Origin of the sequence: Virgibacillus litoralis, assembly GCF_017873675.1 — a bacterium.
GTDB lineage: Bacteria > Bacillota > Bacilli > Bacillales > Amphibacillaceae > Lentibacillus > Lentibacillus litoralis.
Genome location: NZ_JAGGKK010000009.1, coordinates 116,869 through 132,320 on the forward strand (window position 1 = coordinate 116,869; position 15,452 = coordinate 132,320).

The 15,452-nt window shown below is 36.9% G+C and carries 16 protein-coding genes; all 16 read right to left on the reverse strand.

Annotated elements, in window-relative coordinates; all coding sequences use genetic code 11:
- Positions 1-27 precede the first annotated feature (27 nt).
- The 16 genes from J2Z82_RS09610 to J2Z82_RS09685 all read right to left on the reverse strand — a co-directional run bounded on the left by J2Z82_RS09610 (position 28) and on the right by J2Z82_RS09685 (position 15,438).
- Entirely contained in the window at positions 28-1,014 is a 987-nt protein-coding gene (locus tag J2Z82_RS09610) for a glycosyltransferase (protein WP_209480584.1), read from the reverse strand.
- A gap of 23 nt (positions 1,015-1,037) precedes the next feature.
- Positions 1,038-2,228 (reverse strand): glycosyltransferase, encoded by a 1,191-nt coding sequence (locus J2Z82_RS09615; protein WP_209480585.1) that lies wholly within the window; start codon positions 2,226-2,228, stop codon positions 1,038-1,040.
- Between the two features lie 52 nt (positions 2,229-2,280).
- Positions 2,281-2,697, reverse strand: coding sequence for an FAD synthase family protein (locus J2Z82_RS09620; RefSeq protein ID WP_209480586.1), 417 nt, complete (start codon positions 2,695-2,697; stop codon positions 2,281-2,283).
- The gene (locus J2Z82_RS09625) at positions 2,684-3,859 is read right to left on the reverse strand and encodes a CDP-glycerol glycerophosphotransferase family protein (protein ID WP_209480587.1); all 1,176 of its coding nucleotides are present in this window, start codon (positions 3,857-3,859) and stop codon (positions 2,684-2,686) included. The genes J2Z82_RS09620 and J2Z82_RS09625 overlap by 14 nt, the downstream gene beginning before the upstream one ends.
- Positions 3,856-4,893: a glycosyltransferase family 2 protein gene (locus J2Z82_RS09630; RefSeq protein WP_209480588.1), complete on the reverse strand. Its 1,038-nt coding sequence runs from the start codon at positions 4,891-4,893 to the stop codon at positions 3,856-3,858. Before J2Z82_RS09630 ends, J2Z82_RS09625 begins: the two co-directional genes overlap by 4 nt.
- Before the next feature lie 16 nt (positions 4,894-4,909).
- A complete protein-coding gene (locus J2Z82_RS09635; protein ID WP_209480589.1) occupies positions 4,910-6,088 on the reverse strand; it encodes a glycosyltransferase in 1,179 nt (392 codons plus the stop codon).
- Positions 6,060-7,196: a glycosyltransferase family 1 protein gene (locus J2Z82_RS09640; RefSeq protein ID WP_209480590.1), complete on the reverse strand. Its 1,137-nt coding sequence runs from the start codon at positions 7,194-7,196 to the stop codon at positions 6,060-6,062. Before J2Z82_RS09640 ends, J2Z82_RS09635 begins: the two co-directional genes overlap by 29 nt.
- Before the next feature lie 15 nt (positions 7,197-7,211).
- Entirely contained in the window at positions 7,212-7,556 is a 345-nt protein-coding gene (locus J2Z82_RS09645; RefSeq protein ID WP_209480591.1) for a helix-turn-helix domain-containing protein, read from the reverse strand.
- Between the two features lie 3 nt (positions 7,557-7,559).
- Positions 7,560-8,714 carry a DegT/DnrJ/EryC1/StrS family aminotransferase gene (locus tag J2Z82_RS09650; RefSeq protein WP_209480618.1) on the reverse strand — a complete coding sequence of 385 codons (1,155 nt, stop codon included), beginning with the start codon at positions 8,712-8,714 and terminating at the stop codon, positions 7,560-7,562.
- 52 nt (positions 8,715-8,766) lie between these two features.
- The gene (locus J2Z82_RS09655; protein ID WP_342453618.1) at positions 8,767-9,396 is read right to left on the reverse strand and encodes an acetyltransferase; all 630 of its coding nucleotides are present in this window, start codon (positions 9,394-9,396) and stop codon (positions 8,767-8,769) included.
- 1 nt (position 9,397) lies between these two features.
- Positions 9,398-9,997 (reverse strand): sugar transferase, encoded by a 600-nt coding sequence (locus tag J2Z82_RS09660; protein WP_209480593.1) that lies wholly within the window; start codon positions 9,995-9,997, stop codon positions 9,398-9,400.
- 100 nt (positions 9,998-10,097) lie between these two features.
- Positions 10,098-11,177 (reverse strand): UDP-glucose 4-epimerase GalE, encoded by a 1,080-nt coding sequence (gene galE, locus J2Z82_RS09665; RefSeq protein WP_209480594.1) that lies wholly within the window; start codon positions 11,175-11,177, stop codon positions 10,098-10,100.
- A 19-nt stretch (positions 11,178-11,196) separates the two neighbouring features.
- Positions 11,197-12,273, reverse strand: coding sequence for an EpsG family protein (locus tag J2Z82_RS09670; RefSeq protein ID WP_209480595.1), 1,077 nt, complete (start codon positions 12,271-12,273; stop codon positions 11,197-11,199).
- A 26-nt stretch (positions 12,274-12,299) separates the two neighbouring features.
- Positions 12,300-13,184 (reverse strand): glycosyltransferase family 2 protein, encoded by an 885-nt coding sequence (locus tag J2Z82_RS09675; RefSeq protein ID WP_209480596.1) that lies wholly within the window; start codon positions 13,182-13,184, stop codon positions 12,300-12,302.
- Positions 13,181-14,299 carry a glycosyltransferase family 1 protein gene (locus tag J2Z82_RS09680; RefSeq protein ID WP_209480597.1) on the reverse strand — a complete coding sequence of 373 codons (1,119 nt, stop codon included), beginning with the start codon at positions 14,297-14,299 and terminating at the stop codon, positions 13,181-13,183. Before J2Z82_RS09680 ends, J2Z82_RS09675 begins: the two co-directional genes overlap by 4 nt.
- A complete protein-coding gene (locus J2Z82_RS09685) occupies positions 14,284-15,438 on the reverse strand; it encodes a glycosyltransferase family 4 protein (protein WP_209480598.1) in 1,155 nt (384 codons plus the stop codon). The genes J2Z82_RS09680 and J2Z82_RS09685 overlap by 16 nt, the downstream gene beginning before the upstream one ends.
- Between the last annotated feature and the right edge of the window lie 14 nt (positions 15,439-15,452).

A 15,452-nucleotide genomic window follows, 5' to 3' on the forward strand; every position in this document is an offset into this window, starting at 1 on the left:
TTGAATACTCACTTTCATTATTAATTTCTATATAAGAGCAGCTACTTTTCTTTTAAACTTATTATTTAAATAAATAAGATGAACATCGTATTTTATTATTGTGGTTAAGTATTTGTACTTTATTGATAACCGGGTGTTTTTAGATATTTCCTTATAATACTTTCGGATGTATTTCTGTATAAACAGCAAATACTTTTTCCTCTTGGCAGGGTCACTTACCTGATTCAAAATAGCATAAACATGATCCATGCTATAATACACAAAGCATGAAATGTATTCTTCTGAAAGCTGTGGGTAATTCTTACTCATAAAGCTAATGATTTCATCCCATCCCCAAAATACATCCAGTTTTTTTTCATTATAAGAAGACGTTATTATACTGTTTTCCCTTAGTAAATAAATGTACCCGGAATAATTTGTGTAGACTACTTTTTTTGCCTTAGCAAAAACCCTGTATGTGGTCGGTAAGTCATCGAGCCTTCTATCTTCGGGATACCTGATATTATTAAAGCAGGTTTTCCTATACAACTTCCCCCACACTGCGAATCTAAAATATTCAGCGGTAAATAATTGCCTCATTGTTTCAACATTATCCATTTCTTTAATAAATTTTTCTCTTTCAACATGAATAACCTCACCATTTACTTCCCTGTCATTACTACAGATAGTTATATCACTTTTCGTTTCTTTACAAAGCTCATATAATGTCAGATACATATCTTCATATATCCAGTCATCCCCATCCACAAAACTGACAAACTCACTTCTCACGTTCTCCAGTCCTGTGTTCCTTGCAGAAGCTACTCCTCCATTTTTCTTATGAATTACCCTTACTCTATTATCTTCTTGTGCATATTGATCACAAATATCGCCGCTATGATCAGTTGATCCGTCATTTACGACAATAAGTTCGAAGTTTTTAAATGTTTGGGCCAGAATGCTATCCAGGCACTTTTTGATGTAAGGGCTTGAGTTATAGACAGGAACGATAATACTTATATCTGGTTGCCTCATATTTCTCCTCCCACTCTATAATACTATCCTATTAATTGATAGAATTTCTCTATTTCCTCAACATTCCCTTTCTTCTCCGCCTCCAGGTAGTTTGCGATATTTTCTCTTAGTTCTTTGCTACCAATTAACTTCAGAATCCCATCACATACGGCAGTGGAATTCATATCAACAACAAGGCCATTCTTACCATCAATCATTTGACTATATACTGCGTCAAACCTGGTAGTTACGACTGGCACGTTAAGCATTCGCGCTTCTGCAATGGCAATACCGAATCCTTCAAATTTAGATGTTTGTACATACATATCAGCATTTTTAATAAATGGATAAGGGTTCGCTTTCACACCTAACAAAATAAAGTGTCCATTTAGATTATGCCTTTCGATATAATCCTCTATCTCTTTCTTCAAGGGCCCCTTTCCGAGTACATACCATCTAAAATGTATGCCTTGCTCCTTCAGTTTTCTACATGTCTCAAGTGCAATATCATAACCTTTTTGATTTGCTAATCTCCCTATTGTTAAAATCCTTAACCCATCAAAAGAGTCCTCATAACTATTTTCTAATTCAGCCATGTTTGAAATGAAGTTGGGATTATTGATGTCATAAATAACATGAATTTTATCCTTATAATCTGGAAAAGCTTCTAGTATTACTTCCTTTGTTGAATCAGACACAGCCACTATTTTATTGTACTGATCATAAAATATCCTTTGAAAATTCTTTTCCTTTTCGTTTAATTGATAACTTACATTTACCCATGCAAATTTACTCTTTGCTTTTACCTTTTCAGCTACGTAATAAGTTGGAATTCCCTGAGCATAACTTACAGCAACATCATATTCTTTCGGATTTTCGGCAATTACACTGGAGACACTTTGCCAAAAGAGCATTGCCTTTTGTGGGTTACTATATTCTCTCTTGCGTAATCTGGTTGAGTATTTAAACCTTGCTGAAAGCATCTTATACTCACGGTTAACTACAGAATATTTAAGTGAATCTATTAAATCTAACTCACTAAAATTTGTATACTTCAATGGTTTAAGAATATTAACTTCTTCTGGGACCAGTTCTTCAAGTTCTCCACCATGAGCAAACAGCAATAAATCAACTGAGTATACTGAATAATCCAGCATTGATAATAGCGTAACTAAACTCTTTTCGGCACCTGCAGTTTTCAACGAGTCAATTACGAATAAAAGGTTTTTTTTCATTTAATCCGTCACTTCCATTATATTTATTAATTTTTCATCTTTTTACTATTTCCTACAACTCAACCTTCTGCTTCACAATCGTCGACGAGACACCCTTTGTATATGGAAAATAAACAATGTCTACCCCTTTTTTATTAAACTTCTTTTCCAGTTCATTAAAAAGAGCATTTCCTTTCCAGTCGTCACCAACAAACATGACGTCAAAAAGTAAATGCTCCCAAGCTTGATATTTATCTCTGTCTTTCTGTGGTATTGCTTCATCGACATATTTAATCCCTTCTACAATTTCTATTCTTTCCTCATAAGGGATGACGGGTTGCTTATTTTTGTAGTCCATTACTAACTCATCTGTACTTACGCCTACAATGAGAAACTCGCATTTTTCTTTTGCCTTCTTTAAAATGTTCAGGTGGCCAACATGAAATAAATCAAACACCCCTGTTGTATAGCCGACTTTATACTGCTTCATATATTTCTTCACTCCTTTTCCCTTTTTGGCCATGGCAAATACAATCGATCCGCTTTACCAATTGTTTGCTTGCATTTCCGTCCTCGAAAGTGCCAATCTTATATAGGAACTTTTCTATTTCTTTTCGATATGGTACGTAATCAAATGTTGCAACTTTTTCTAAAAGGTCATTGTTGCTTGTTGCACTAATAAATGGAAGGTCTGTTATATCAAAATACAGCTTTCTGTCTTGTCTTGTATACTCCTCTAAATCCGGTACATAGAGAAAACATGGCCGTTTGGTTATCGAATAATCAAATATTAGTGATGAATAGTCGGAAATTAATACATCTGCCGCTAGCAGCAATTCCTGTATATCGTCGTATGAAGTAACATCCTTCACATGATCACCATAAGTAAGTTTGCCTGATTCTGCGGTTAAGTGTGGATGAAGCTTAACCAATATTGTCCACTCATTGCCAAATCTGCTTTCCAACTGGCGTACTAAAAGAGACCAGTCAATATTATAAACTTCAAGGTTATTATTTTTTCTAAATGTTGGTGCATATAACAAAACTTTAGAACCAGAAACTAGATTTAACTTCTCTAATACATCCGCTCTCTTGTCTGGATTACGTTTAAACAACAAGTCATTCCTTGGTGTTCCATGCTCAAAAATTTCTCCACCATACCAGAAGGATCGTTTGAATATAGCGGTACTGTACTTACATCCGGATAATAATAAATCACATTTTGCTGAGTCTTTCTTCGCCATTTTTACGTAGCTTGGCGGGAGCACAGCTTCAGCATCCTTTTCAATATGTTTTAACCGTAGTGAACTGTGCCAAGTTTGAATGTAATACTGCTTCTTTCGTTTAACAAATAATCCAGTGGTTCGATAATTTGTAATGACCACTTTCGACGTACACAATTCATAAAAGTATCGTAATGACATGATCTTTACTTTTTTAACATGGGACAGGTGTTTCTTGGAATCCGGGTCATTAAAGGCCCAGACAACATCAAATCGGTCTCCGGGGTAATACTTCTTAATGTAATCCGTAATATACTTTGGGCTGCATCCATACTGACTTCCATAATAACTAAATAAGAATACCTTGTTCTGTTTAATCGGAAGACAGTTACATAGATAAATAATGATTAATGCGATCCAATTCTTCATTCAGATGACACCTCCTGCTTTAGTCCAACTGGTTTAGGCAATATTCTCGCCATCCTCATTACTTTCCTTACTCCAGGAAATAGAACATTTAAATAAGGATGGAGGGAAAATATATATAATTGTTTTCTTAACGTTTTGTCGTCCATTACTGCTCTTCTTAACTTGTAGTAGTTTTCAGTTATGTAGGATTGTATTTCTTTTTTATGCAGCCCGTTTTTATCCTTCTTCCTGTTAAACAGCAACAGATTATAATGAATAAAGCTCATTTTCAATATGGCCTTATAGGACTCATCAGTTAGCCCCTGATGGAATTCCTCGATAAACCGGTGCCTTTCCTTTAACCCTTTAATAATATCGAGGTTTCTTGGGGTATAGGCTGCGACGATGCTATCATCCCGTTGATAGTAGTAATATAATGGCTTATGTAAAAGCACAAAGTTTTCAACCCGATGCATCACCTGATGTGCCCAAAACACATCTTCAAATAATACCCCTTTTTGAAATGGAATATCGTTGATCAGCTTTGTTTTATAAAGCTTACCCCAGGCAAAATTCTTCACCCGTTCGTTAATAACTAACTCATACATTAGCTTTCTATTATCCAGTTTTGTTGGGGTATCATTTTTGTTATGATACCTGTTATCCAAAAGCAATTTATCGTCATGGGCATAATAAAAAGCTGATTGAACAACATCAGCTTGATATGCCAGGCTGCATTTAACCAGTCTTTCAATCATGTTATTTTCCAGCCAATCATCACTATCGACAAACATGGTGAATTCTCCTGTTGCACGTTTCATTCCATGATTTCGTGCGTCCGATAACCCCCCGTTTTCCTTATGGATCACCTTTATCCGGGGATCTGTTTTTTTATAACTTTCTGCAATTGCTCCACAATTATCTGGAGAACCATCATCTACAAGAATGATTTCTAAGTTAAAGTATGTTTGATTGAGAATACTTTCGATGCAGCGATGGATATATTTTTCCACCTTATAGATTGGGACAACGACACTTACTCTTCCTTTTTGCACCCTGAATTGCCCCCCTCTATATCAGTTCATATAGTTTTTCCAATTCTTTGCTATTATGAAAATTTATGTTGCTGCAGTTCGCTGCGAGTCTATCTCGCAATGCCTTATCGCTATATAACGTTTCTATTCCATCTGCTATACCTTCAGCTGATAAGTCGCAAATCATTCCATCAATCCCATCATTAACCTGGCTATTTGCTGTTGGATAATTTGTTATCAGCACTGGCTTACCAAGTATTTGCGCTTCCCCTACCGTTACGGCCTTTCCTTCATATCGGGATGGCTGAACATAAAGATCTGCTTCCTTTAAATAAGTATATGGATTGGTTTGTTTCCCTAATAAAATGAAGCTGTCTTGTAAATCATTTTCAGCAATTAACTTCTCCAGCATTTCCTGATCGCCACCATAACCAACCACATACCAGACGATATCATCATAACCTCTGTCCTTTAGCAGCTTTAAAGCACGCACTGCATTATCAATTCCCTTTGCATGTGACAGTCTTGCTACAGTTATTACTTTAAATCGTGGATCTGCAGTCATCGGATTTTCAGCTTTTTCATTCGATAATGCTTTCACAATGTCTGGTGATGTGATGTTTTCGATAACAATAACCCTCTCTTTTAAGCTAGGGTATTTTTTAATAAATGCGGTTTTACACGCTACGGATACAGCTACAATATAGTTAAAGTTGCGCCACATGTTTAAATCCATGTTTATATCCGTTTCTACTGTTGAAAAATCAGTATGTATCCAGGCTATCTTTGTCTTGGCTTCTACCTTCTCGGCTACAACGTAATGCGGCCATAAATAGCTAATTGCAGTATCGTATTTCTTTTCCAATCTTGGCAGAAATGGCAATGCGTATTTCCACATAAATTGCATTTGCCTGTACCCTGGTTCTGACACGTTGCTTTTATTCGCTTTATACTTTGCCATTAACCTTGTCAGACCTAGTGTTACTCTGCCTGATTTTAGGATTTGCCCGATTGGCTTTCGAAAGGTATTATAGGCGTTTGACTCTTCCAGTAAATTTGCTTTATCAGGTAGCAAATCAATTAAATCGCCTGTATGGCTGTATAGCATAAGATCAATATGGCTTCTGCTGTAATCGAAATTATCCAACATACTAATCAGACTTCTTTCAACGCCTCCAACCTCCATATCAAAACTGGCGATTAATATCTCTTTCATATTGCCCTCCTGAACTGGATTGATATATCGTCATCAAAGTGGATATTGCACGCTTTAGGGAATACCCGCTTTTTTCAAATCCATTTATAATAGTATAGGTGTTTTTTTCTTTCTGACCTGCCAATTCAACTATTCTGTCTGCCCAGATATCAGGTCCGTCAGCTAATGAAAGCTTTGATAGTAAACCTATTCCTAAATCTGCTTCTGGCTGGATAGCTTCTGATACCACAGCAGGCAACCCACACGCTTGAGCTTCAAGCAATACCAGGCCAAGTCCTTCATAATGGGATGGAAAAATAAATACATCCATGCTATGCAACATGGTGGATATGTCATGTCTTATCCCCGTAAATCGTATGTTTTCAAGAATTCCTTCCTGTTTAGCCTTTCCTTCTATTTGTTGCTTTAAATCTCCATCTCCTACTAGTAACAGTTTAATAGCCGGGTCTCTGTTGATGAGATGTTTCATTATTTCCAATATAAACGTGTGATTCTTTGCTTCTATAAATCTGCCAATATGACCAATAACGATGCTCTTACCTAAACCTTCCTTTACCTTAAGTTCCGTGACCTTCTTTTGCGGATTTATCAAAAATGTTAAATACTCGATCGCATTTGGAAAGTATGAATACTTTGGTTTTGCTAACCCTTTATCCCCAAATAAATACTTTCCTGCCCCCCTGCTGCACGCTAGTAAGTTTGTAGATAAATGGTTGATGATAAACCGCGTCAACTTAATGTAGGCTTTTCGCGTAAATCTGCTGCTACTGTCCATCGTTGTATGTGCGTGTGAAATTCTAATTTCAACACCAGCTAAGTACGCCGCAATTACTGCAATACCACAATGAAACAATGTGTGTGCGTGTACAGCGTCATATGGTCCATATTTTTTGATGGCCCGGTATATTTCTTTAATTGAATTAGTCTTCGATAACTTGATAACTCTGCCACCGCGGTCTTTAATTTCGTCATCGTAATGAGCATCTTGATCGCTATATGAAATAAAATCAAACTGTACCTTCTTACGATCAATGTTTCTGTAAATATTCATTAACATCGTTTCTGTTCCAGCTCTGTTCATTGCCCCAACAACGTGAAGAATCCTCATTTTGTTATCCTCTTTTCACGTCTTTTTCCCAAATTTGTCATTCTGCCATTTGGCAAATTCAATAACTGTCTTATATTTTTGGAGCTCACCTTTATCAACTCCTGACTCCTTCAGTTCCTCAACAAAATCCAGCCATTCATTTTCTGGTAATAGTTCATCAATCGGTTTTGTGCCTAGTAATATTCGTAGGTCCGCATTTAATACCGCTGCAATTCGTTCAATAATTTGAATAGATGGATTTTGGTTTAAATTGCGTTCGATATTACTCAAATACGACTTAGATATATTTGCTCGCTGGGCACACTCAGATAAACTGAGTCCTTTCTGTTTACGGATAATTTGTATTTTTTCACCTATCATAGTCTATACCTCATGTTTTCCTAGGATAAAATAACTTGTATTTTCACCGATTTTACTAAACAAATCTCGAATACATCTGATAACCCTCTGTTGATCGTCAACTGTTAAGTTTGACCCAGATGGAAGACATATTCCTGTAGTAAATAATCGTTCAGCAACATGCTCGTTCCCCTGGTGAGGATAATAACTTGATTCTTTGAAGAGTGGCTGCATATGAAGTGGCTTCCATACGGGACGAGCCTCAATATTTTCATTGTTAAGTGCTGTTAATAATTGTTTCACTGTTACCCCTGATTCTTCTTCATTAAGAGTTAACGTAGTAAGCCAGCGATTCATCCTGGTTTCTTCCAGTTCTGGCATAAAAGTTATTCCTGGTAGGTTAGCTAAACCTTGATAGTATATTTCATAAATGCTTCTTCTCGCTGAAACACGATCATCGAGTACTTGTAATTGCGTCCTGCCGACCCCAGCTAATATGTTACTCATCCGGTAATTAAACCCGACCATGCTATGCTGATAGTGTGGTGCCTGGTCACGTGCTTGACTTGCCAGGAATCTGGCTCGTTTTATAGCCTCCGTATCATTAGATATGAGCATGCCTCCACCTGAAGTAGTAATTATTTTATTTCCATTAAAGGAGTAAACACCGAACTTGCCAAATGTACCACTGGCTTTTCCTTTATAAGTCGTTCCAAGTGATTCCGCTGCATCCTCAATAATAGGCACATCATATGCGTCACAAATCTCCAGAAGTTCATCCATCTTAGAACTTTGACCGTACAAGTTAACAACAATCACGGCCTTTGGCAGCCTCCCAGCAAGTGATGCTTCTTGCATCGCCCTTTCAAGTGCTTGTGGTGACATGTTCCATGACTCAGGTTCTGAATCAATAAAAACTGGATTAGCTCCTTGATATAAAATCGGGTTTGCACTTGCTACAAATGTAAAAGTTGAACAAAAAACATAATCATCCTTTGTTACATTTAATAAAGAAAGAGCCAAATGAATAGCAGCAGTACCCGAACTTACGGCTGCAGCATCTTTGACTCCAACTTTTTCTGTTATTTCCTTTTCAAACGCATCTACATTTGGACCTAGAGGCGCTATCCAATTTGTTTCAAATGCTTCATTTATATACTGTTGCTCCCTTCCACTCATATGCGGGAGTGATAAATTAATTCTCGGCTTTGTCAAAAAACCACCACCTTTTCTAAATCATTAGTCGTTCAATTATTCTCGTAGGACTTCCAACGGCTTTGCTGAATGCAGGAATATGTTCTATTACTGTAGACCCAGCGCCTATTACGGACCAGCTGCCAAGATGCTTTCCAGGTATTATTGTAGCCGTTGATCCAACATGTACCCCTTCGCCAGAAGTAACACCTCCAGTTAACGTTGCGTTTGGTGAAATATGTGTGTAGTCACCGATATTGTTGTCATGTTCGATCACTGCTCCTGTGTTGATAATACAGTGCATCCCTATTTCGGCATTTGCATTTATAACAGCATTTGGCATAATGACAGTTCCATACCCAATTGCAGCAGACTTGCTGACAACTGCTGTTGAATGAATAACGGATAAAAATTGCTGGGGAAGTAAATTTACTTTGTCAACTATTTTCTTCCTGATTTTATTTTCTCCAATGGCAACTACGACTCGTGTATCATGCTTAAGTAATTGCGTTAAGTAATCTATAGGTGCATGAATAATTCCATTTTGTTTAAACCCATATTCATGCTTATCATCCAAGATAGCAGTTACTTGATAATTCACATTGGTGAATAACATTTCTTGTATGACTCTGCTATGTCCACCATCACCTAAAATAATTACATTCACTCTACAGCACTTCTTTCGTGCCATTAAATTTTTCCATTGTGACAGTATCTTGGCCGCTGATTCCTTCGTGTTTCAATACTTTTAGAAAAGTTTTTAGCAGAATCCTGCAATCAAGAAATAGTGATCGGTTTTCGACATACCACGCATCAAGTCTGAACTTTTCTTCCCAGGTAATTGCATTTCTGCCATTTATTTGCGCCCAGCCAGTAATACCTGGTTTCACGGTATGACGCAATGACTGCTCCTTTGTGTAAAGTGGTAAGTACTCCATCAATAATGGCCTGGGTCCAACTAAGCTCATATCTCCCTTTAGAACATTGAACAACTGCGGGAATTCATCCAGGCTATACTTTCTAAGAAATTTCCCTAATGGTGTTAGCCTAACATCATCGGATAATTGCTTACTATTATGATAAAATACGTTCGTCATTGTCCTGAATTTATATAGATAAAAGGGTTTGCCGTTTAATCCGGGACGCTTTTGTTTAAACAATATCGGTTTTCCCATTCGAATCCGAATAACTACCGCCAATACAATAATTAATGGAGAAAACAATGTAACAATCATTATCGACATGACACTATCTAACAGACGTTTCATTCACCTCTCACTCCCAGGAGATTATTTAGGTATTAGAAAACTTGGCTAATCGCCAAGGCTTGATATAGATAAGCCTTAGTTGCACTTATGCAGTAGGAACTTAACTGCTTAAAAAATCCGCTGCATGTTGCTGCACCGGATAATTGCTATCTTTATTTAATTCGGAAACTTTTTCGTAACCATTCGGATTATTATATTGCCATCGCCATGTATCTTCACACATGGCATCTATGTCTCGGATTGGCTGCCAGCCGAGTTGTTTTTTTGCCTTTAACGGGTTTGCATAACATATTGCAGCATCGCCTGGGCGCCTTTCTTCCATACGATATGGGATTTTCTGATTAGTAGCCTTTTCAAATGCATTGATCATTTCCAGTACGCTATAACCTTTACCGGTCCCAAGATTGTATGCATCAACACCATTGGCAGACTGAATCTTTTTTAAGGCTTTTATGTGACCGGTTGCTAAATCAACTACATGGATATAATCTCTGACACCTGTTCCGTCTCTTGTTGGATAATCATTCCCAAACACCTGTAGTTGCTGTCTTTTTCCAACCGCAACTTGTGAAATATATGGCAGCAAATTGTTTGGGATGCCATTCGGATCTTCTCCAATACGACCAGTTTTATGCGCTCCGATTGGATTAAAGTATCTTAGTAAGGCAATACTCCATTCCTGGTCTGAGCGATATACATCCTGCAAAATTTCCTCAATCATTTGCTTTGTACGACCGTATGGGTTAGTCGCTCCAAGATGGGTTTCTTCTGTTATAGGTACGTTACCTGAAGCACCATATACTGTCGCTGATGAACTGAATACAAGTTTTTTAACCCCATATTGTTGCATCACTTCACACAGTATAATAGTTCCTGTGATATTGTTTTTAAAATAGCGAAGTGGATCACTAACTGACTCGCCAACTGCTTTTAAACCAGCAAAGTGAATGACTGAATCAATTTTATTTTCGCTAAATACATCAGAAACGTGTTTTTTATCCAGTAAATCAGCAGTGTATGCTTTAAACTGTTTTCCAGTGATTTCTTTTACCCGCCTTAATGCTTCATCATTACTATTTGATAAATTATCAAGGACGATAATTTCGTAACCCTCATTAAGAAGCTCCACACATGTATGACTCCCGATATATCCGGCTCCACCTGTTACAAGAATGGCCATTCAACTCTCCTCCTTTCAGCTACCAAATTAAATAGTCACTTTTATAAAAAATATTGAGATTAATAACATTTTCAAAGAAATAATAAGCAAGGTAACAAGCTATAATTCCAAAGTAGATAAATTTTTGATCCTTTTTAGTAAACACTTTTACAACCCATGAAATAAGAATTATATTGTAAAGATCAAAGTAAATTGAAACCCTGGCAAAAATCCAATTTTGTGTTGATATAATCATAAATACCAATCCAAGTATTGCCATATTTACGATATAATCACTTTCAGGAAATATGCGCCTCAGTTTATCTCTGCCTAAATAGGCAATACCTATGGGAGCTGCTGCTACCGCAACCCTCAGAAAATTAGCACCACCTTCAGAGAAACTTTGGTAATGTCCATACTGCGTATCCTCCAGTGCTGAAAACAGTAATGATGAAAAGTATTCAAATCCAATGACAATAAACACAGAAATTAACAGCAGTGCTACGGTAGCCTTAGACCATGCCTTGAACCTTACTAAAAAATAAATTGGCAATAAGATAAGTGCACTTTGATGAAATAAAGAAGCCAAAACAATTATAAAAGCATACTTCACAAAACTTCCTTCAATTAAATATTTTGTAGCTGTAAAGGCTATTGCTGCCGCAAGTACCTGTCTTATCCCATTCATCGATACTAAAAATAACCCACCCGTTATATAAACGTATAGGCTAATCTCAATCATCCTGGAATAATTATATAAAACTATTACAATAAGCACGTTTGTTATTAATGCTGCGGTAAAAATCATAATTTGCGGATCTTCTGATATATAGCTTTTCAAAACTCTCTGTAGAACGCCAAATCCTATATCTTTTTGAGACAGGATGTACTCCCAAGAAAAGTCATTTTGTTCATATATTCTTCTATAAACATAAGTATCTCCAATATTTGTACGAAGCCCTGAAACAACTACTAATGATGCTAATGCACCAAAAATCAACACTTTATTCGGCTTAATTGGAACAGGTGATTCAATTTCTCGAGCAGGGGATGCAAAGCGTCGTGCAAAGAGAGAAAAACTGAAAACGATGGCAAGGTTTATCCATAATATTGTCATCTGAAGTTTCCTTTCAATCTAAAACATTAAACTGTCCTCGTTTTGGTTTTTATATATAGATATAATAGAATTCCTATAGGCAGTGCTGGAATAGTCAGTATTTTACTAGGTGTTTCTTTTAAAAATGACCAATTGCGGCCTAATAAACTGCTAGATACATAGTGAATTGCTTGCTTAAATTTAAATACGAAACCCGCAAATGGTATCTTCATTAATTCTTTACGATAAAAAGAAAAGCCATTTGGATTTCTGCGATATTGATGAAGCATGTTTCGCGAAGAACCATCTGGAAGATATTCGACACAGCATAGTACTTCATTCATCAATAACATTTCATAGTGCTGATCAAGCATGTAATACTTGTATGCGAGACCAACATATTTTTCATTCTGAAAGATAGGATATGGATATTTTTTGGTTAATTCTGTACGGTAAACAAGCTTCTTATCACCTGTTACTCCATGCTTGTAATGCAGATCAAACAGTGTGGAGCACTTTATATGATCAGGTAAAACAGTTCCAATTATTTTATTTTCGCTGTCTGCATCAAGACCAATAATGCCACTAACATTATTACTTCCATACTTTTTCCAGAATGATAAAATCTTTTCTATCGCATCATCTGGCATGTAATCATCTGAATCAATACAAACATTTAATTCCGTATTGATCCGTTCGTATGCGGTGTTATGTGCACCATGCATTCCTTGATTTTCTTGGCGATAATAGCTTATCTCAAGAATATCTTCCATGATCCATTTCTTTACCATTTCTTTTGTATCGTCGGTTGACCCGTCATCAATAATTAACCATATAAAGTCTTTACATGATTGACGTTTCAAACTCTCATAACAGACATGAAGACAATATGCTCGGTTATAGGCAGGTGTGAATACCGTTAGCTGCTTCATATTGCCGCTTCTCCTAATACTAGATAAGATGCTTGAGTCTGCTCAGCTGTCTCCTTTATGTCATAACCGTTTTTAGATAAAGAATGATAGTCGATTATTCTTGGTCTGATTTGTTTTTCCAAACTTATAATTCGTTTAATCCAACTATCTGTATCTCTTAATGGCAGATGTTCGACAAGGCCTGACCCCATATCAACTTCTCTAGTAATCGTGTCAGCGATTAAACATGGCAGACCTGCACCTTGAGCCTCTACTAAGGTTACTGGCAATCCTTCATGCATCGACGGGAAAACGAAAATATCAATAGCCTGAAGTATTGATTCAATGTCATCCCGCACCCCTAGTAACTTCACCTTACCGCTTAAATTTAGCGCTTCTATCTTCGCTTCAATTTCTTTCTTTAATGGCCCCTCACCAGCTATTAACAAAACAGAATTTACTATCTGCTTATTCAGACCAGCGAAGATATCCAATAACTGTAATTGATTTTTTTGAGGTGCCATTCTTCCAACATTACCGATGACCAGTGTACCTTTATCCAAGTTCAGTTCTCTTCTGATAGCATTACGGTTCTGTTGTGAAAATTTAAATTTTTCCGTTTCAATCCCGTTTTTAAGGATAAAAGCTTCTTCGGATTTATTTTTAAATAACCATCTAGCTGCTGCATGCGAACAGGCATAATAATGCGTTGCGTGTGCATTAATTTTACTGCCTGCGTACCATTTATAGGTTCTTGATGTAATTCCACCTTCACTTTCCGTATTATGACTATGAGCAATTCTTACCGGTATATTCGCTTTTTTAGCTGCTTTTAACACAAATCCACTCATTTTATCCATGTGGGAGTGGACGATTTTATACTCATAATGTGTTTTCAGGAATTGATTCAGTGCACGGTTAAAACCCTTGTGACCGGCCTCCGTAACATATGGGATACGATGAATCTTTCCACCCATTCTAATTATTTCTGAGTCAAAGACTCCCTCTTTGCATGTTAAAAAATCAAATTGTACCTTTGAACGATCTATGTTTCGGTAGAGATTCATGATTAGGGTTTCAGCACCACCTCTGTTCATATTAACGACAACATGTAATACCCTTAATGGGCTGCCCATACCGGTTCCCCCTCTTCCTCCATATAAGACCTATAAATTATTTCCTTCTCAGCCAATACCTTATTTGTAGAATACTTTGCGATAATTGCATTCCTTCCATTTTGCCCGAGCTGATGCTTCATATCGACCGCATTCGAAAGAGCTAAGATTTTATTAGCAAACAATTTTGGCTCAAACTCAGTTAACAGCCAGCCTGTTTTGTTATTTTGAACAAGTTCTCTATGCCCTCTATTATCAACCGCTACTACAGGGAGCCCACATGCCATCGCCTCCATGATATTAACAGGTAACCCTTCTCTAAAACTTGAGGAGACGGCTATGTCACACATCGGAAGAAGCTGGTCAATGTCCTTTCTGAAACCAAGAAAATCAACCATATGGCTTATCCCAAGACTATTTGCTAACTCCTGGCAGCTCTCAAATAATGCTCCTTCTCCAGCAAGAAGCAGCTTTGCATTTGGAACTTCTTCTTTTAGTAATGCTAACGAGCGAAGGAGAAATTGCTGGTTTTTATTTTTATTAAATTCAGCTGCATTAAACAATAAAAAGTCATCGGCATTATAGCCAAATGACTTCTTTAATTCTGCTCTTTTATTTTCATCGATAGGTTTAAAACGTACTGTATCTACTCCTACACCATTAATTTGTTCCGTTCGTTCTGCTTTAAATCGATGTCTAATTGCAATATTATAATCTTCCCGATTAATTGTTATTAAACTGTCCGTATATCGTGATAAAAACTTTTCAATCGGATAATAGATTAGCCAGTTAATAAGTGGTGCACCTTTACAGAAATGAAATCCATGTGCTGTATAGATTACTTTTGTCCCTTGTTTTCTTGTCTGCTTGGCAGCGAGTCGGGCCAGTACTCCTCCTAAGGGAGTGTGGCAATGAATAATGGAATAATTATTCTGACTTATAACCTTCTTTAACTGGTTATAGGCCTCGATGTTAGATTTGCTGAAAGGGGATCGTTCAATTGGAATATTATATTGATTATCCGTGTACGGTAGATTTATGTTTCCCGCTGCAGCAACATCAACATCCCACCCTTGTTCCTTAAACCACTTCATATAAGGTAAATGAAAAGCTTTAAAATGATAATCAACTGTCGCACAGTACAGTATTTTTTTCGTCATGAACATCCCCCCTT